The 17,827-nt window shown below is 36.3% G+C and carries 17 protein-coding genes; 7 read left to right on the forward strand and 10 right to left on the reverse strand.

From position 1 onward, the window contains the following. Positions 1–49 precede the first annotated feature (49 nt). The 6 genes from AWW73_RS01560 to ybaK all read right to left on the reverse strand — a co-directional run bounded on the left by AWW73_RS01560 (position 50) and on the right by ybaK (position 6,131). Positions 50–649: a histidine phosphatase family protein gene (locus AWW73_RS01560; RefSeq protein WP_062848554.1), complete on the reverse strand. Its 600-nt coding sequence runs from the start codon at positions 647–649 to the stop codon at positions 50–52. Further along, on the reverse strand, positions 642–1,697 hold the full coding sequence (gene cobT, locus AWW73_RS01565) for a nicotinate-nucleotide--dimethylbenzimidazole phosphoribosyltransferase (RefSeq protein WP_062848555.1): 1,056 nt from the start codon (positions 1,695–1,697) through the stop codon (positions 642–644). The genes AWW73_RS01560 and cobT overlap by 8 nt, the downstream gene beginning before the upstream one ends. A gap of 1 nt (position 1,698) precedes the next feature. After that, complete coding sequence (gene cobU / locus AWW73_RS01570) at positions 1,699–2,217, reverse strand: bifunctional adenosylcobinamide kinase/adenosylcobinamide-phosphate guanylyltransferase (RefSeq protein ID WP_062848556.1); 519 nt, start codon at positions 2,215–2,217, stop codon at positions 1,699–1,701. After that, positions 2,205–2,831 (reverse strand): 2'-5' RNA ligase family protein, encoded by a 627-nt coding sequence (locus tag AWW73_RS01575; RefSeq protein WP_062848557.1) that lies wholly within the window; start codon positions 2,829–2,831, stop codon positions 2,205–2,207. The genes cobU and AWW73_RS01575 overlap by 13 nt, the downstream gene beginning before the upstream one ends. A 100-nt stretch (positions 2,832–2,931) precedes the next feature. Further along, positions 2,932–5,079, reverse strand: a complete 2,148-nt coding sequence (gene mtlD / locus AWW73_RS01580; RefSeq protein WP_062848613.1) for a bifunctional mannitol-1-phosphate dehydrogenase/phosphatase — start codon at positions 5,077–5,079, stop codon at positions 2,932–2,934. 584 nt (positions 5,080–5,663) lie between these two features. Continuing rightward, positions 5,664–6,131 carry a Cys-tRNA(Pro) deacylase gene (gene ybaK, locus AWW73_RS01585; protein ID WP_062848558.1) on the reverse strand — a complete coding sequence of 156 codons (468 nt, stop codon included), beginning with the start codon at positions 6,129–6,131 and terminating at the stop codon, positions 5,664–5,666. 190 nt (positions 6,132–6,321) lie between these two features. Here ybaK and AWW73_RS01590 point away from each other — a divergent pair, with 190 nt between their 5' ends. The 4 genes from AWW73_RS01590 to AWW73_RS01605 all read left to right on the forward strand — a co-directional run bounded on the left by AWW73_RS01590 (position 6,322) and on the right by AWW73_RS01605 (position 10,972). Further along, positions 6,322–6,624 carry a hypothetical protein gene (locus AWW73_RS01590; RefSeq protein WP_062848559.1) on the forward strand — a complete coding sequence of 101 codons (303 nt, stop codon included), beginning with the start codon at positions 6,322–6,324 and terminating at the stop codon, positions 6,622–6,624. Positions 6,625–6,856: 232 nt separating this feature from the next. Then, entirely contained in the window at positions 6,857–8,230 is a 1,374-nt protein-coding gene (locus AWW73_RS01595; protein WP_057106930.1) for an ABC1 kinase family protein, read from the forward strand. A gap of 229 nt (positions 8,231–8,459) precedes the next feature. Further along, positions 8,460–9,743 carry an acyl-CoA dehydrogenase family protein gene (locus AWW73_RS01600; protein ID WP_171254628.1) on the forward strand — a complete coding sequence of 428 codons (1,284 nt, stop codon included), beginning with the start codon at positions 8,460–8,462 and terminating at the stop codon, positions 9,741–9,743. Positions 9,744–9,766: 23 nt separating this feature from the next. After that, positions 9,767–10,972 (forward strand): acyl-CoA dehydrogenase family protein, encoded by a 1,206-nt coding sequence (locus AWW73_RS01605; RefSeq protein ID WP_062848561.1) that lies wholly within the window; start codon positions 9,767–9,769, stop codon positions 10,970–10,972. 112 nt (positions 10,973–11,084) lie between these two features. Here the strand turns inward: AWW73_RS01605 and AWW73_RS01610 are convergent, their stop codons facing one another. Then, positions 11,085–12,308 (reverse strand): alkane 1-monooxygenase, encoded by a 1,224-nt coding sequence (locus AWW73_RS01610; RefSeq protein ID WP_061874004.1) that lies wholly within the window; start codon positions 12,306–12,308, stop codon positions 11,085–11,087. A gap of 189 nt (positions 12,309–12,497) precedes the next feature. Between AWW73_RS01610 and AWW73_RS01615 the strand changes: the two genes are divergently transcribed. After that, a complete protein-coding gene (locus AWW73_RS01615; protein WP_025470602.1) occupies positions 12,498–13,442 on the forward strand; it encodes an AraC family transcriptional regulator in 945 nt (314 codons plus the stop codon). A gap of 50 nt (positions 13,443–13,492) precedes the next feature. Here AWW73_RS01615 and AWW73_RS01620 read toward each other — a convergent pair whose 3' ends face one another. The 3 genes from AWW73_RS01620 to AWW73_RS01630 form a co-directional block, all read right to left on the reverse strand. Further along, complete coding sequence (locus tag AWW73_RS01620) at positions 13,493–15,358, reverse strand: SurA N-terminal domain-containing protein (RefSeq protein ID WP_061874003.1); 1,866 nt, start codon at positions 15,356–15,358, stop codon at positions 13,493–13,495. 131 nt (positions 15,359–15,489) lie between these two features. Continuing rightward, positions 15,490–15,762: an HU family DNA-binding protein gene (locus tag AWW73_RS01625; protein ID WP_001043034.1), complete on the reverse strand. Its 273-nt coding sequence runs from the start codon at positions 15,760–15,762 to the stop codon at positions 15,490–15,492. Positions 15,763–15,931: 169 nt separating this feature from the next. Continuing rightward, positions 15,932–16,387, reverse strand: coding sequence for a phasin family protein (locus tag AWW73_RS01630; protein WP_062848563.1), 456 nt, complete (start codon positions 16,385–16,387; stop codon positions 15,932–15,934). A gap of 208 nt (positions 16,388–16,595) precedes the next feature. Between AWW73_RS01630 and AWW73_RS01635 the strand changes: the two genes are divergently transcribed. Further along, positions 16,596–17,243, forward strand: a complete 648-nt coding sequence (locus tag AWW73_RS01635; protein WP_062848564.1) for a hypothetical protein — start codon at positions 16,596–16,598, stop codon at positions 17,241–17,243. Positions 17,244–17,352: 109 nt separating this feature from the next. After that, positions 17,353–17,826 carry an Rrf2 family transcriptional regulator gene (locus tag AWW73_RS01640; RefSeq protein WP_003651563.1) on the forward strand — a complete coding sequence of 158 codons (474 nt, stop codon included), beginning with the start codon at positions 17,353–17,355 and terminating at the stop codon, positions 17,824–17,826. Position 17,827 lies beyond the last annotated feature (1 nt).

Consider the following 17,827-nt stretch of genomic DNA (forward strand, 5'->3'; position numbering starts at 1 on the left):
ATATCTATATAAAAATAATAACTTACATGTGTATAAAAATATAAAACTATTATCTTAACTTAAAAGTTAATTGACCACCTGTTTCAGAAAAATCGAGTGAATATAACTTTCCAAGATCTGCCGACATTTTCAGTAAATCATCTAAAGGTTGTTGTCTGGCTAAACATGCCAATAGTTTAATCACACCGCCATGAGTAACAACCAATGCATGTTGCATGTTTTGGCTTTGCATATATACAAGTAGATCCTTAAAGCCTTTAACAACTCTTGTTTGAAATTGCATTAAAGTTTCAGCACGAGGTGGACAATATTGACTCGGTTTTTGCCAAAAATTTGATAGCAATTCGGGTGAGGTTTCATAAATTTGCTGAGTTGAGACGCCTTCCCAATCACCAAAATACATTTCCTTTAAGTCATGATTTAGAAGTAAAGGGAGTTCATTCGTCTTCGCAAGTTGCTCAGCAAAACAAGCACAACGTTTTAATGATGAACTTACAATGACCTCCCATGGATGATTTTCCACTTGCTCAATGGTTGACTGCATTTGCTGCCAACCTTTGGCTGTTAACTCATCATCTAAATGACCACGTAAAGTATGGCTATATTGGCTTTCGCCATGTCTCAGCAAATCAATGCTAAATTTACTCAATTTTATTCCCGCTTACAGCAGCTTGCTCAAAGGTAGCCATTTGGTTGTGTAATACACATGCCATTTTAACTAATGACAAGGCAGTGCCAGCACCACTACCCTCACCTAACCGTAAATTCATTTTTAAAATCGGTTCAGCATTAAGTTCTTGTAAAATACGTTGGTGGCCATATTCTGCCGATTGATGACCAAAAAGCATCCAGTCACGCACTTTAGGATTCATTCGTACTGCGCATAAAGCAGCGACCGAACTAATAAAACCATCGACAATGATAGGTAGACCGACCTGAGCACAGCGAATATAAGCTCCCACAATTGCTGCAATTTCTAAACCGCCTACGGCGCATAATGTTTTGAAGACATCACCAACAACATATTTATGATGAAGTTCGATTGCCTTTTCAATTACTTCAATTTTATGTCTTAACTGATCGGCACCAATACCAGTGCCAACACCAGTGAGTTGCTCGGCAGTATCATTTAATAAAAGACATGCTAAGGCAGAAGCGGAACAGGTATTTCCAATTCCCATTTCACCCGCAATATAAATATCTGCGTCTTCAGCTTTGGCTGTATCTACACTCTTTTTACCTAACTCTAGAGCAGCACGGCATTCGTCAGCATTCATCGCAGCTTGTTTAGCAAAATTTGCTGTGCCAGCACGGATAAAATGACGCTCAACCCCTGCATATTCGTATGCTTCGCCTACTGTACCGCAATCAATCACTTGCAAATGAGCTTGATGATATTTGGCAATGACACTAATTGCTGCACCGCCAGTCGTGAAGTTTTGTAGCATTTGACGGGTAACGGCTTGAGGATATGCAGAGATATTTTCTTCAACCACGCCATGATCACCAGCAAAAACTGTAATCCATGGATGGCTAACTTGTGGATAGGCAGTTGACTGCAAACTAGCAAGTTTAACTGCTATCAGCTCTAGATCACCTAAAGCTCCTGTAGGTTTAGTGAGTTGGAGCTGGTGTTGCTCAGCTTGTTGTTTTGCGTCCAAATCAGGTTGCTGTACAGATTCTAACCACCAGTTCATTCTATTTCTCACCTTTTAAAATCATTGGAAAACCAGCCACACAAAACATAACCTTATCTGCAATTTGCCCTAAACGCTGATGTAGTCTGCCTGCTTCATCGACAAAGCGACGGCTAATCTCACCGAGTGGCACAACGCCTAAACCCGTTTCATTACTTACTAAAATAATTTCTGACTGAAGCGTGGGTAAAACTTTTAATAGTTGCTCACACTCAAGTTGTTGAACATTTTGATCTTCTAAAAGTAATAAATTGGTTAGCCAAAGTGTTAAACAATCCACAAGAATAATTTGATTAGGTCGATCAATTTTTTGCAGAATCTTTGCTAAATATAAAGGTTCTTCAACCAAAGACCAGTGAGAAGGACGCTGATTTTGATGATGTGTTATTCTGCTTTGCATTTCAAAATCTAGCGCTTGTGCCGTTGCAACATAGGTTACAGGCAATTGCATTGATATTGCCGTTTGTTCAGCCAGTCGGCTTTTGCCGGAACGGGCTCCACCCAAAATCAGTTGCAACATGGATCACCTAAAAACAAATGCTGATATGGATATAACTTACCTTGTAAAGTTTGAGCTTGATAATAACCAAATGTTAAATGCTCAACTTTAAGATCAAATTCAGCCTGTTTATATTGTACAGGTAATTGAGAAATTTTTTGTAAAATCAAATCACTATTATAGTCTGTTTTATACAATCCCAAGGTGATGTGTGGGCAATAATCTAAAGCCGCAATTTCATTAGAAACTAAACCTAACTTTTGGCGTATCTGAAATAAGATATTTTCGGTGTCTCGTATTTCTATAAATAAAGCACTACTAAAGCTATCGATTGAACCAATTTTTAGTTGGAATGAGGAAAAATTCTCTTTACTAAAAATTTGCCTATGTTGCTCAAATTCATTAAAACTAAAGTCATCACTGTAAATTTTAGTTTTGTGAGTTAAGAATCCACATATAAATAATGTGACATGATATTGACGATTATTAGGTTCTACTAAAAATTCTGAAAAATGTGCACGCAAGGAATCTAAATAATCAACTATTTTTTGATCATTAATTTCTAAATACCATAACGCATAATTTTGGCGCCCAAGATGCCACTCAGGATAATCCCGTATAGATGTTGGCATCATGAACGTCGAGGGTTTTAGCAACACAGCTTTAATTCAAAATCATTCAATTTTTGTATTAAAGCATGTTTGCCTTTCAGTTGTAGAGCATAATTAAAAGGATTTAGGCATATTGAGTACGCGCTTTTTCTGAGTTGACAATATGCATGTTTAAAGGCTGTTTGCCTTGTTCAGAAAATAAATATTGAACTGATTGCGTTAACTCAACTTCAAGTTGTGCTTTTTGAGCAGCACTCATATCCAGTTTTTGAACTTGGTCATGTAAATGTTTAATTGCATCAATCTCTTCAATTTCTAAAAATTGAATCGCATAGGCATAACCTAAAGCAGCGCCTTTTAATAGGTTTTTATAAGGTAAATCATGTGCGATATTCACCTCAATTGATGCAATTACTCTTTCATTATGAGTTAATTTTCGTAGTGGATCTCTCGCCACTCGTTGACAAGGATCTTTAAATGCATATTCGCATGAGTCTAAAAAGCTTTGTGCTATTCGATCTAGATCTTTTGCATAATTAGGTAAGACAATTGCAAGACCCTGTTTTACTTCTCTAATTAGGTTCTCTGCAAATGCTTTAACCGAATGATTCCCCATAGCAACACCAATAGACTCATAACCTAGTAAAGATGCGTACCAAGCAAGCATGGCATGCACGCCATTCCATAGTCGGTTTTTGATTAATTGAATGTCTGTAATCTGACTAACCAAGACAACTTGACGCAGCTTTTCGAGTAAAGGACTGTCTTTCTCTACATAAATTGGCATATCCGTTTCACTATGAAATAGAATTAGGTCCATACTTTGTAAGATATGCCCCGGCTGGAAATTACGGCGCATGTTATCAACATATAAAGAGGCCTGATTTTGTTGATCTTGGGTCAGTTTATTACACTCTTCAATTTCAACTTGTTCTTCATGCTCTACATCAGATAAATGCTGTTCAAGAAAATGGTGCTTAATACGAAGTTGACGATATAAATTCTGATTAGATAGTTTTGAAACCATACGGTTTACAACGGTGTCGCAAAAATAATGTTCTTTTAAAATATGCTCAGTTACATCTTCATCATTTGTTAACTCTAGCAGAGCTTCTTTAAGATGCTTTATAACCAAATATTTCGCACCGACTTTATTTAAAATAATTAGAAAAGTTAGCGGTTCAATACATGTTTCAAGTGATGAGTTAAAACGTGCATATAGTCCTTTTGCAATTATTTTTGATTCAGCTTCAATAGCTTGCTCAGGTAAACAAAGTGCAATCAAACTGGAATGAGTATACATCTCTAACATTTGTTGTTCATTGTGAGAATCAACAATGGTCATATTCTCAATACGTTCATCATAAGAAAATTGCCCATAGCGAATACTATAGTTTCTAAATGCATTTACAGCTTCGCGAAAAAGACTATTTCGTGTAGAAGCAATAATTCTCTTCGGTTTTGTATATCCATCCCAATGTGACAAGACTTGCGCTATATAACCACCGCCAATAGCACCGAAACCATGTATCCCAACAGTAAGCTGATTTAGGCTTTGCGGAAAAGGTTCCTGTATTTCTGGCATGTCCATAACGGGGATAAATTGGTCGAGATCAGTTAAGAAGTCATACATCTGGTCATAATAAAAATGTGCTTTTTCTAGCATTTCATCATTTGGTTCTTTAATATCTTTTAATAAAATCGTTAAACCTTTTGAAGTGTGAGCTGAAGTTAAACCATTTTCAGAATCTTCAAACATAAGACACTGGTTAGCTTCCAAGTGAAGTTGACTAGCAGCTTTTAAAAAGATTTCTGGATGCGGCTTTCCTTGTTCTACTTCGTCACCACAAGTAATCACATCAAAAAATTTATAAACATTGGCGTTAATTAAATATTCTTCGGCAATTGCTCTACGGCTTGACGTGGCAACAGCCATTCTTAAACCAGATTTTCTTAAACGTTCTAAAACTTGAACTAAACCCTTTTTGATAGGCACGCCGTGTTTTCGAATATGTTCGAGTTCCATCTCATCAGCTTTTTTTCGAATTTCTTTATATGGAACATTAACGCCATATAGACGTTGAGCCAATTGCTCGGCGGTAGTTGCACTTAAACCTAAACATTGCATTAAATATTCGTGAGAAAACTCCTGCCCAATGAGTTCTTGAGATGCCTGTTGCAATGTTTGAAACCGTAATCGCTCAGTGTCAAACATTGTCCCATCCATATCGAAGATAGCTCCGTGAACAGGTTTTCCATGAAAAATAAGCACGTTTTTACCTCTTTTTTTGATCATGTTTTATTCAGGGTATACAAAAAAATGGCTAAAAAGATAGGATGTTAATAAATGAAACATTAGTGATTATTTTTTCATCAAAAATATAATCAATCTGTTAATGCGGAGACTTAAAAGTCTAAAACAGTTGAAATATATGAATAACTATGAAATTAACTTTAAATACAAAAGCAGCAGGCCTTCCTCGCCTACTGCTTTTGATTAGTTCTTTTTATTGCGCTGATAATGTTTATTTTTCTTTGTTCCATTTACCGCTAGTTGAACCTGCCTATTTTTATAATGTCTTGCAGGTGCCCAAATACCAGAAATGAACTCATCTTTCACCGTTATCATTATTGGAGTCTCTGGTATAACTTTAAAATTACCTAAAAACTTAACATTACAGTAGCACGCACTATAACTAATTTTTTAGAACACTCCTTAACTTTCAATATAGATAATGATAATCATTATCAAATAATAATTCAAGCTTTTTCACACCTATTTTTTGAAGAAAATTTGCAACAAGCAATACCTTTCTCAATAAAATTTTTTCTTAATGTACATCTCTAGACCTTTACTTACTCATCAATTACATCAACAAATTGAGCATTTAAGAGTTGTGCTAAATCTTTAGGGTTTAAGCCAATATCTAGTCCCCGTTTCCCTCCACTTACATAAATTTTGCTGAACTCTTGTGCAGATGCATCAATAACGGTTTTTAAACGTTTCTTTTGGCCTAAAGGGCTAATCCCTCCAACTAAATATCCAGTTAAACGTTCAGCATCTTTAGGATTAGCCATTTGTAATTTTTTACAGCCAAACGCCGTAGCCACTTTTTTCAAATTTAATTGATGATTAACTGGCAATACAGCGACAAAATAATTTTTATCATCGCTTACCATCAAGGTTTTGAATACTTCCCTTACATCTAAATTTAGTTTTTCTGCAGCTTCTAATCCAAAACTTTTAGCATTTGAATCATGTTCATATTCATGGACTGAAAATTCAATTTTATTACTTTTTAACAATTTACATGCAGGAGTCATAGTAAGTGATGTTATAGATGAAATTGTTTCGATTATAGATTTTTTAAAAAAATTTTTAAATTTGCTTAGGCTATTTACAAGAATTACATAAAAAATCAAACAGCAACTGAATAAAAAATAATCTCGACTTGATATTCAAGGCTCGACTCCATATATTTTATTTAAAGTTGAAGTCTGAGCTGACAATTTTATGAGTTATAAACACAACAATCTGATGGCTATGCGTCACCGTTTTTGGGATGAATCTTCAGATTATGTACGAAATGAAAAGCAGTTTTTGCAGCAGACGTTAGTTGAACAAGGCATCTTTAACGATGCCACACTCGACGATGTTAAGTATTTTTTCTATACCCTACCTAGCATCATTATTGTAAAAGCTTATGCACTTGGTTTTATGCATGATTCAGTCAAACAAATGTTATTACAGCATATTCAGACTAATCGTCTTCACTTGATGCAAAAGTCTGAATTTAAGATTCAATTTAAAATGTAATCTAAGTTGTTATAAAAGATCCGTTTACCCTATTTTTACTCATCTGAACGCTGTAAGTTTCTTCAATTTTAAATTTGCTTAGGCTATTTTAAAATTATTGAAATAAAGATAGCCATTTCGACTGATCATTCAGTCTGAGAGAACTATTTTAATACGCTCAAAACATGTAATATTCGTTACAATTTTAGATCACCAGCGTTTGGCTGCATGATGCGCATAGGATTCTATTTTCATGTCAAATCAGAAAGATAAGCTCAAGAGTTTAAAAACTTCTTCCATGGATCGACGCTTATCAATCGCGAAAGCTTCTTTACTTGCAGGAACACGTTGGGCAACTGCAAGTGCCTCTTCTATATTTTCTAATGAGGAAGAAAAAGAAAAGAAACGTAAAAAAGCGATGAGCGAACAAGCTAATTATCTGGTTTCTGAAATAGGTAAACTTAAGGGTTCTATTGTTAAAATTGGCCAAATGATGGCCCTTTATGGTGAGCATTTCTTACCTGAAGAAATTACACAAGCATTAAATACCTTAAATAACCAGACAGTTGCTTTAGATTGGCCTGCAATTAAGCCACACCTTCAAGAGCAACTAGGCGCTAAATTAAATGATTTAACGATTGATCATGAACCAATCGGTACCGCCTCTCTCGCGCAAGTACATCGTGCAACCCGTAAATCAGATGGCTTAGAGTTAGTTTTAAAAATTCAATATCCTGGCGTTGCAAATGCAATTGATTCAGATATGAGTCTATTTAAAAACATGCTTAAATTGACACGTATGGTGCCACAAACCCGTGAATTTGATCAGTGGTTTGATGAAGTACGTGAAATGATGCATCGTGAAGTTGACTATGGTGTTGAAGCTGCCACTACTCGTCGCTTTGGTGAACGTTTAAAAGATGATGAGCGATATATTGTTCCAACAATTGTAGATGAATATTGTACCAATCAAGTACTCTGCATGACTTTTGAACGTGGTGTGCCAATTAACAGCCCGGTTATGCTGTCTTTACCTCAAGAACGTCGCAATCAACTTGGTGAAGCTTCGCTAGAAATTGCGGTTCGTGAAATTTTTGAATGGGGTGAAATGCAAACTGACCCTAACTTTGGTAATTACCTAGTACGTTTAGGTAATGGACAAGATGTTCAGGACAAAATTGTATTATTAGATTTTGGTGCTATTCGTCAGTTTGATGAACACTTGCTAACAGTTGCACGTCAACTCATTCAAGCAGGTTATCAGCATAATAAAGACGCAATGGTGAAAGCCATGACTGGTTACGAGTTTTTTGATGCAATGCCTGAAAGTATTAAACCAGGTATGGCTGATGTATTCTTACTCGCCACAGAGGCATTTAGTACTCCTGCAAATAATCCAGATATGCCTGTTGGTCTTATGGATGAACACGAACGTTATGACTGGAAGAAAAGCCAGCTCCATAGCCGTGTTATGCAACAAGCTAGTAAATCAATGGCTTCACGTTATTTTTCAGTGCCGCCAAAAGAGTTTATGTTCATTAGCCGTAAATTCATTGGAGCCTATACATTTATGACGGTTATTGATGCAAAAACCAATGTGCGACGTATGATTCGTAACTTTGCTTGATTTAGTGAAAGACTAGAATGATTCTATGTCATTCTAGTCAATACATCTCACCTCATCCGATATTAAAGTTAATTTAAACAAATAAAATCAATATATTACAACTTAATTAATTTTTATTTACCTTTTATCTACTCATTTTTCGAATGTCACTAACGACATAGTTTTTTAATATAAGGCGTGTCAGCATAAAACAATAACAATGTGTTAGGACACCATAATCATGACAAGTATGATCAATAAAGCTCAAGGTTTGGGTTTATCGCTGATCACTAGATTGGCTGGAAGCGATGTACTTGATCAACTCAAGTTGCGTAAATTTGTTGAAAAATCTCTTTATCAAGGTTCAAAAGCTGGCTTTAGAACATTAAGCCAGACACAAAAAGCATTTAAACCCAAGCAAATATCTCAACAACGTCTACCTCAACAGAACAAAAATCTATTTGATTTAAGTCTAACCGAAGAACAGCAAATGACTTCAGAGGCAATGTCTCAATTTGCTCAAGAGGTTTTATTGGGCTTGGCTCATGATGCTGATCAGGCAGCTCAGTTTCCTGAGAGTCTTTGGCAATATGTTGAAGATTTAGGACTCAATTACTATGCACTTCCAGAAGCATTAGGAGGAGTAGCGGCCGAACAAAATATTGTTAGTAACTTATTAATTGCTGAAAAACTAGCTGAGGGTGATTTTAGCCTTACAGCAGGATTACTCACTACCTTTAGCGTTATTAATGCAATCACACGTTGGGGTTCTGCCGAAGTTCAATCGATGTATTTGCCATGTTTCGCAGAAGATGCAGATATAACCGCAACCTTTGCAGTACAAGAGGCTACTCCAGCATTTAATCCTTATGCTTTAAAAACAAAAGCTTCTCTTGAAAATGATCAATATTTTATAGATGGTGAAAAAACATTAGTGATTTTAGGTGATTTAGCTGATGTGTTTTTAGTAAGTGCAGACTTTAACGGTAAACCCGATATGTTTGTCGTACAGAGCAACGAAACTATTTCTATTAAAAACACTCCGGCTATGGGTCTTAAAGCGACAGAAACAGCAACTCTTCGCTTTAATCACACACCAGCTCTTAGACTAGGAGCAACAGACTTTGATTACACAGCCTTTTTAGATTTGGGCAACTTAATGTGGTGTGCAATGGCTGTAGGTACATGTGAAGCTGTTAAAGCTTACTGTATTAAATATGCCAATGAACGAACAGCATTCGGCGAGCCAATTTCTCATCGACAAAGTGTCGCTTTCATGATTGCTGATATGGCTATTGAAATTGATGCAATGCGTATGTTGATTCTAAATGCTGCAAGCCTTGCAGAGTCTGGCAAACCATTTCACCGCGAAGCTTACTTAGCTCATCTACTTTGTGCTGAGAAATCCATGAAAATAGGTACAGATGGAGTGCAAATTCTTGGTGGACATGGTTTCACAAAAGAACATCCAGTTGAACGTTGGTATCGTGATTTACGAGCTACTGCAATTTTACAATCTGGCTTACATGCTTAAATGATCAATCAGAGGATACTTTAATGAATTTACAAAATCCTAAAAAATTCAAAATGATGATTGATCAAGCACATGATGTTGCGATCAATGTTTTACGTCCCATATCTCGTAAATATGACAAAGCTGAGCATGCATACCCAAAAGAACTTGATATGCTCGCTTCTCTCATTGATGGTATGAATGAAGGTGGCGAAGGGATTAATGCTGGAGCTGCCGGTGCAGGAAAGCGCGGTGATACAGATAATGAAGGTATTCGTAATGGTACCAACATGTCGACCGCTCTTGGCATTATTGAGATGTGTTATGGCGATACGGGTTTATTGCTCAGCATGCCACGCCAAGGTCTTGGAAACTCAGCAATTGCCGCTGTCGCCAATGATGAACAATTAGAACGATTCAAAGGAACATGGGCAGCAATGGCCATAACCGAACCTGGTTGCGGGTCCGACTCTGCGGCTATCCGTACCACGGCAACTAAAGATGGCGATGACTACATTCTAAATGGTGAAAAGATTTTTGTAACTTCAGGCGAACGTGCAGATTCTGTCGTTGTTTGGGCTACGCTCGATCGTAAACTTGGCCGTGCAGCAATTAAATCATTTGTGGTACCTAAAGGTACGCCCGGAATGAAGGTTGAGCGTCTCGAACATAAATTGGGAATTAAAGCTTCAGATACAGCCGTGATTAGCTTTATTGACTGCCGCGTACCAGCCGAAAATCTTTTGGGCAATGCCGAAGTTGACGTTGCTAAAGGTTTTGCTGGAGTAATGGAAACTTTTGACAATACTCGCCCTTTAGTTGCAGCAATGGCAATTGGGTGCGCAAAAGCATCTTTAGAACGTATTAAAGAGATTTTTAAAGATCAACTCGATCCTGACTATTCTACCCCTTACCTACATGCTTCTAATCTGGCAGCACAGATCTACCGCATGGAAGCTGAATGGGAGGCTGCTCGTCTGCTCATGTTAAAAGCCACATGGATGGCAGACAACAAAAAACCAAACTCAAAAGAAGCTTCTATTGCAAAAGCAAAAGCGGGTCGTGTTGGTAATGAAATCACTTTAAAATGTGTCGAACTGGCTGCAAGCGTTGGCTATAACGAAGATGAATTACTTGAAAAATGGGCACGTGACTCAAAAATTCTCGATATCTTTGAAGGTACTCAGCAAATCCAGCAATTAATCATTGCTCGCCGAGAACTGGGTAAATCCTCTAGCGAACTAAAATAATAGAGTGAAGGGAATTTCAATATTCCCTTACCCATTTACAAAGTTCGGAAACTAAAAACCCTCTTATTAAAAATAATAAGAGGGTTTCGTATTTCAGGTCTTAAGTTTTTAATTATTTAGCAGTTGTTGATTCTAATGATTGGTCTACTACTCCAAATTTTTTGAAGATTTTTGCACGTCTTTTTGGCGAAATATTGGCTTTATTTAAATCACCTTTATAGTGATTAAAAACTCGTTTATCCATTATTTTAAACCACAAAGAAGGAATTAAAGCTGGTAATAACATACTTGCATAACCGCTTGGTAATTCTGGCGCCTCATCAAAATGACGTAATGCTTGGAATGGACGAGTCGGATAAGCATGGTGATCTGAATGACGCTGCAACTGGTACAAGAATAAGTTTGTTACGACGTTATTGTTGTTCCAACTATGCTCTGGCATTGTACGCTCATACTGACCATTTCCTTTTTTCTGGCGCAATAAGCCATAATGCTCAATATAGTTAATAATTTCAAAAAGACTAATGCCATAAAATGCTTGTGTCGCTAAATATGGAATTGTGCTTTTACCAAAAATTCCAACCATAGAAGCATGGAAAGCAGCACTCATACCCCAGCCTTGTAATAATTCATTATCAGCTGACCAGAATTCTTTTCCTTTACGTTTTAAGCGATTTTTCTCAATTTCAATTGCAGATTTAAAAGAACCTACAACTGTACGTGGCCAGAATTCATAAAATGTTTCACCCATACGTGAAGAAGCTGGATCTTCAGGTGTTGCTGCACGTTTATGGTGGCCATAAGGATGTTCAATACGGAAATGGTTATAACCTGTAGGAACCAAAGCAAGATGAGATAAAATATGATCAATACGATCATGCTTATGACTTAATTCATGGGCTGTATTAATTGCAATACCATTAATGGCACCCATCGAAATACCAAGCAAAATTTTATCAATAAATGAAGTTGTTTTACGGCTTGTCAAATAACATGCATAAACATTTGCAGCATATTGCAGCGGAATAAAACTTTTCACAAGACGTGAGTAATATGGATCTTTTTCAAGTAGTTTAATCTCTTCATCTGTTGGATTTCGTGCATCCTTACCGATAATCGTATCAATTGCAGGAATTACAACATGTAATAAAAGTGGGCCACCTAATGCGAAAACTTTTTTTAATGGGCGTGGACCAAAATGGTAACCAGCTAAAATACCTAAACCAATTACAGGTAGAGCTGGGCTAATCATCCATAAATAGCGTTTGCGATCTATTTCACGCATAGACGCAGGCACTGGCATAAGTTCTTGCTGAACATTAACTGGTGCATTCATAGTCATATTTCCTTTTTCTATATATCTATATAGTTAAAGAAATAGTGCTTACTTAACAGTAGTAACCGTCCAAAAAACCTATGTTAAAGTCTTTGGCATTTTCTTCCACTTTTTTGTCCTAAAAACACATGTTGATCTATTCTTATAGCTCACTATAATTTTATTAAAATAATGATTGATCATTTAACGATGGATGCACTAAGTAAATTTTTTGATGATATTCACCTTAATAAGTCTGAATACATCTATTTAAAAGCGCAAGGAGAATGGGCTTTTAAAACACAAGATCAATCTGCCTTGCTTGCCTATATTGTGTTAACTGGTTCAGTATATATTCAACTTAATTCTTCAGAAAAAATAACTGCAACCGCTGGTGATATTATTCTAATTCCTTCAGGAAAAGCACATAGTGCCACTGACTCAAAATCAACAGCGAGTAAATTAGTAGATTCTCTAGATATTACTTCATTTTTTAACGGTCATAGACAAGACGCAATTGAATTTGGTACCTCCTCTCCGGATAAAACCTTATTGCTGTGTCTGCGCTGTCAGATTGATACTCATATGGCAGGCCCTTTGATTAATGCATTACCTTCGATCATGCATATTCGGCACGAAAATCAAACCAACCCACCCGAATGGCTACAAATTGGGCTTTATTTTTTAGCAATTGAAACTCAAAAAATCAGGCCGGGTCATGACAAAATTATTGATCATTTAGTCAGTATTCTTCTCATTGAGTGCATTCGTGATCATGTTCAACAAATGACAGATCAACAAAACTGGCTAAGTGCGTTAACCCATCCTGAATTGAGTAATGCCCTCTCTGCTATCCACAGCCAGCCAGAAGCCGCTTGGACCGTTGAATCTTTAGCAGAACAATGTTGTATGTCACGTTCAAAATTCGCAAATCTGTTTAATAGTATTATTGGGGAACCACCTCTAACATATTTGCAACATTACCGTTTTCGTTTAGCAAGTCAGTACTTACGCACAAGTAATTTTTCAATTCAACAAATATCAAATAAAGTCGGCTACTCATCCGAGACTGCTTTTAGTCAGGCCTTTAAACGTATTTTTGATTTATCACCTAAACAATATCGCCAACAATATATCGAGCATCATTTAGATTAATAGAAAATAAAAAAAAGCGCCGAAGCGCTTTTTTTTATTTGATCAAATCATCATTTTATTTTTGCATGTGATTTTAAATATTGACTGTAATCTTCCAATATTTGTTGACCACGAGATTGACGATAAAGTTGTTTTAGCTGTTGTAATTGATCAGCAGGAATAGCATTTACAGCTGATGAATTTACATTTGAAACTGCAACGACTACAAGCTCATTTGGTAAGTTCGCTGTTGTAACAGACCACATACCTGGTTTAGGTGTAGCTAAGCTAAATGCAGCACGTTCAATTTCGCGTTTTAAACCTTGTGATCGAGTAAATACACCGGCTGACTCAAATACGACTTTATTTTTAGCAACCACTTGATCTGCAGGTTGAGTTTTAAACTCAGTCAACATAGTAGCAATTTTTGCTTGAGCAGTTTTACGTGCTTTTTCATCGATAACTTTTGCTTTCGCTTGGTTCATCGCTTGTGCTAATGGTTTTACACCAGCTGCATGATAATCACGCACTTTAACCCATACCGTATCACCATTCGCTAACTGAATATTAGATGATGTATTACGGTCACCATTTTTCACATCATCATTAAATAATTTAATTTTGACGCTTGGATCACTTAAATATGGATTTTGAGTAGCTAAAGTTACACCATTTAATGATTCAACTTTTGTACCTTTTACTTCTTGTACAACAGCTTCTAAAGAATCATTGCCAACAATCGTTTCATTCAAACTATTTACGGTATCTGAATAAACAGTCGCAACTTTATTCTTTTCAACCTCAGCAGTTAAACGTGCCTTCTCAGCTTCAAATGAAGGGATTTGGTTCGCTTGCGTTTCTGCTTCAATAATATGGTAACCATATTGTGTTTTTACTGGTTGTGAAACTTGCCCATTTTTCAAACTTAAGACAGTTTTATCAAATGCGTCTGAGAAAACTCCTGGTGCATATGCTTCTACTAAACCACCTTTTGCTTTAGAACTAGGATCTTCAGAAAACTGAGATGCAGCCTGAGCAAATGAAAGTCCGCCCTGAATTTTTGCATATACTTCTTTTGCGAGCTTTTGAGCTGCTGCATCATCGCGAGCATCAGTAGTAATTAAAATATGCTTCACCGTTCGCTTAGCATCTTTTTTCTGAGTTTCAACAAACTTTGCATAAGCCTGCTGAAGTTCAGCTTCAGTTGCAGGAGCTGGTTTAGCCACCATCGAAGGCGATAACACAACATAATCCACATCAACCGAAGCTTGTTGCTTAAATTCATTTTGATGCTTGTTGTAATAATCTGTAGCTTCTTGATTAGAGGCAGTTAAACCTATTCTGTAACTATCTAATTTAATACTGGCTAAATGTAAGGTACGTTGTTCAGTTTGCAAATTCGCAATCTGCATGAGGTCAACTTTGCTTACTAAAGAATAATCGGTAAACGTCGAGGTCAACATTTTCAAAGCATGATCTTGACGTAGGCTTGAAATTAAACCTTGGCTTGTCATGCCAATAGAACGTAAATAATTTTCATAGAGTTTTTGTGAGAATTGACCATTCTCTTGCAAACTAGGCTGTTGAGCTAACATTTGCTCAATTTGAGTATCACTCAAAGAAATACCTAATTTTTCCGCTTGCTGAATTAATAAATTACGTGACACTAAAATATCAAGTGCCTTAGCTTGAATGACAGGCAAATTAAGTAAACTTTCATCCCCTTTAACAGCAGCTAAATATTGTTCTTTGTAAGACTGAGTTAAAGTTTCAAGGTCTTTTTTAGATATTTCTTGGCCGTTTACTGTCTTTGCAACATCAGCCTTGTTTCCCCTATTAAAATATCCTTCAATACCTACAAGTGCTAAAGGGGTCAAAAACAAAATTAGAAGGACTTTGCCGAGCCAACCCTTAATGACTGTACGAAACGATTCCATAAGTATTCCAATATTTTATTTCGAGGAGAATTTTAACTGAAAAACCACAATCAATGAATGAGCAATATTGGTCAATTCAGATTTTTAATAAAAAACGCGCCTATATTGGCGCGTTTATTCATCTTAAAAGATTAAGCTACTGAATCTTTAAGACCTTTACCAGCTTTGAAACTAGGTACTTTTGTTGCTTTAATTTGAAGCTCTTCACCAGTTTTAGGATTACGACCAGTACGTGCAGCACGCTCTTTAACACTGAAAGTACCAAAACCAACTAAAGTTACTGTGTCACCTTTTTTAAGTGCTTCAGTAATTGACGCAATTGTCGCATCGAGTGCCTTGCCTGCATCAGTCTTAGATACTCCCCCTTTTTCAGCAATTGCATCGATTAATTCTGATTTATTCATGAATAAAACATCCTCTTAATATCGTTTGTTTAAGGTCCAAGGCTATAGTTTAAAAGGCCATGACGCCTTTATAGCAATGCTTTAGGGGAAAACGCAATACTAGAGCAGGGCTTTTAGCAAAAATAAATGCTAAAAAACTGTTATATATTTGCTAAATCCCAACATTTTTTTACTTTTTATTCAATTTTGCTTTCAACTGCTGGTTTTCTTCTATTAAAGCATCCACCTTAATATGCAGTTGTACAAGTAGCTGTTCGATGTGTTGTAAATCCTTCGGAGTGACTAGTCCTATTCGATTTAAAGAATGATTAACACTCGTATCAAGAATCTTCTCTACTTTATCTTTTGTTTCAGATACAGATTCTTTAGCTTTTTCTGTGACTTTGCCTACAGTGTTATCTGCTAAGTCCCCAGTTTTTGATTCTAACTCTTCACCGACCTTGACTAGGGAATCAAAGAGTTTATTACCCTCTTCTTCCGCACGTGAAAATGCCCCTAGTCCTGCTAACCAAATTTGCTTCGTATACTTTCTAAAATCTAAAGCCGATTTTCTTGAACTTCTTGATTTTAATTTATTTTTTTCTTCTGACTCTTCTGTCTGGTTATCTATATTTGCATTATCCATTTATCTAAACTCCTAATCAGATGAGAGAAATGATGACTGATTTGACCACAAAATATTTCTATAATATCAAAGTAAAGACTTGATCCATTTACAAAACTGTTCTACAAAGCAATTAAGTCATGTAAATATATTTAACACGACATTGTGTTCAGTTTGGGATAGGATGTCCCATTCTTCGGTTAATTGCTATTTCTAAGGATAAACTTTTATGAGTGAAACGCAACAAAGACAAAAACATCCGCGTCTGTTGCTGAACATTGTTCTAATTATTTTAGAAACTTTTTTTTCATTTATTCTCACCCATGATGGTGCTCTTCGCTTGCAAGCGAAAAAGTTTATCTTAAACAAAACTACAATTCGCATTAACAGCTATCTGCCTTTTTTTGACTTCTATGTACAATTTACAGAGAAAGGTTTGTTATTCGACATTCACTCTTTTGACAGACGTATTGATCTTGAAATCAATAGTACTCTCGTTGACCTCATTAAAATTTTCGGTTTTTCCAATCAGCGTAGCCTTAACAATATGCGTATTGATGGAGATGAGGAAACCAAAAACGAACTTCTAGATTTAATTTCTCACCTAACGCTACCTAAATTACTAGCGGACTGGAAAGAATGGTTTAACTCACCTGATGATGAAGCTGAAACGCTTGCTTCACGTAAAAAAATTGCGCCATTACTTGAAAAAATTGATCATCAACGATCAGAAATAAATTCACTTCATGTACAAATTAAACAATATCAAAATCGAATTTCCCGCTTGCAGCGACGCCAGCGAAACATTAACTTCTCCTTTGGTATAATTAGCCTAATATTTATTGCTTATTTCATATATAATTTATGGGTAGCTTAATTTATTTTCCTATTTTGTTCCTGCACTTGAATTAAAAATAAAAAAACTTGACTATTTTAGTCGGGATTCATAAAATCCTATTATCTAGTCTTAACATGTGTATCGAATCATGCGCCTTACAACTCGCGGTCGCTACGCAGTGACTGCTCTACTTGATTTAGCTTTGCAGCCAACTGAACAAACGATCACGCTCGCCGAAATTGCCGCACGCCAATCCATTTCAGTTGCTTATTTAGAACAGTTATTCGCAAAACTTAAGCGTCATGGGTTAGTTTCTAGTGTTCGTGGTGCAAATGGTGGTTATCATTTGGCTCGAAATGCTGATGAAATTACTGTGTTAGAAATTATTGAAGCCGTAAATGAAACCGTTGATGCAACACGTTGTGACCATAAAGCTAATTGTCAAAATGGTGCAATGTGTCTCACCCACGATTTATGGCAAGAACTCTCTCATCATATTGCCGACTATTTAGCAAAAATCTCTCTTGCCGACCTCATTAGCCGAGACAACGTTCAAACTGTTGCATTACGCCAAAATGTGACTGGCACAGATTCAGCTCTTTTATCGGGTACAGGTATTTGAT

The organism is Acinetobacter lactucae (assembly GCF_001605885.1).
GTDB lineage: Bacteria > Pseudomonadota > Gammaproteobacteria > Pseudomonadales > Moraxellaceae > Acinetobacter > Acinetobacter lactucae.

What these genes read in the sequence shown, in the direction of transcription:
- cobT (WP_062848555.1), bottom strand. Translation starts at nt 1,697, where the DNA reads ATGAACTGGTGGTTAGAATCTGTACAGCAACCTGATTTGGACGCAAAA.
- cobU (WP_062848556.1), bottom strand. Translation starts at nt 2,217, where the DNA reads ATGTTGCAACTGATTTTGGGTGGAGCCCGTTCCGGCAAAAGCCGACTG.
- AWW73_RS01575 (WP_062848557.1), bottom strand. Translation starts at nt 2,831, where the DNA reads ATGATGCCAACATCTATACGGGATTATCCTGAGTGGCATCTTGGGCGC.
- ybaK (WP_062848558.1), bottom strand. Translation starts at nt 6,131, where the DNA reads ATGACTCCTGCATGTAAATTGTTAAAAAGTAATAAAATTGAATTTTCA.
- AWW73_RS01590 (WP_062848559.1), top strand. Translation starts at nt 6,322, where the DNA reads ATGAGTTATAAACACAACAATCTGATGGCTATGCGTCACCGTTTTTGG.
- AWW73_RS01595 (WP_057106930.1), top strand. Translation starts at nt 6,857, where the DNA reads ATGTCAAATCAGAAAGATAAGCTCAAGAGTTTAAAAACTTCTTCCATG.
- AWW73_RS01600 (WP_171254628.1), top strand. Translation starts at nt 8,460, where the DNA reads ATGATCAATAAAGCTCAAGGTTTGGGTTTATCGCTGATCACTAGATTG.
- AWW73_RS01605 (WP_062848561.1), top strand. Translation starts at nt 9,767, where the DNA reads ATGAATTTACAAAATCCTAAAAAATTCAAAATGATGATTGATCAAGCA.
- AWW73_RS01610 (WP_061874004.1), bottom strand. Translation starts at nt 12,308, where the DNA reads ATGAATGCACCAGTTAATGTTCAGCAAGAACTTATGCCAGTGCCTGCG.
- AWW73_RS01615 (WP_025470602.1), top strand. Translation starts at nt 12,498, where the DNA reads ATGGATGCACTAAGTAAATTTTTTGATGATATTCACCTTAATAAGTCT.
- AWW73_RS01620 (WP_061874003.1), bottom strand. Translation starts at nt 15,358, where the DNA reads ATGGAATCGTTTCGTACAGTCATTAAGGGTTGGCTCGGCAAAGTCCTT.
- AWW73_RS01625 (WP_001043034.1), bottom strand. Translation starts at nt 15,762, where the DNA reads ATGAATAAATCAGAATTAATCGATGCAATTGCTGAAAAAGGGGGAGTA.
- AWW73_RS01630 (WP_062848563.1), bottom strand. Translation starts at nt 16,387, where the DNA reads ATGGATAATGCAAATATAGATAACCAGACAGAAGAGTCAGAAGAAAAA.
- AWW73_RS01635 (WP_062848564.1), top strand. Translation starts at nt 16,596, where the DNA reads ATGAGTGAAACGCAACAAAGACAAAAACATCCGCGTCTGTTGCTGAAC.
- AWW73_RS01640 (WP_003651563.1), top strand. Translation starts at nt 17,353, where the DNA reads ATGCGCCTTACAACTCGCGGTCGCTACGCAGTGACTGCTCTACTTGAT.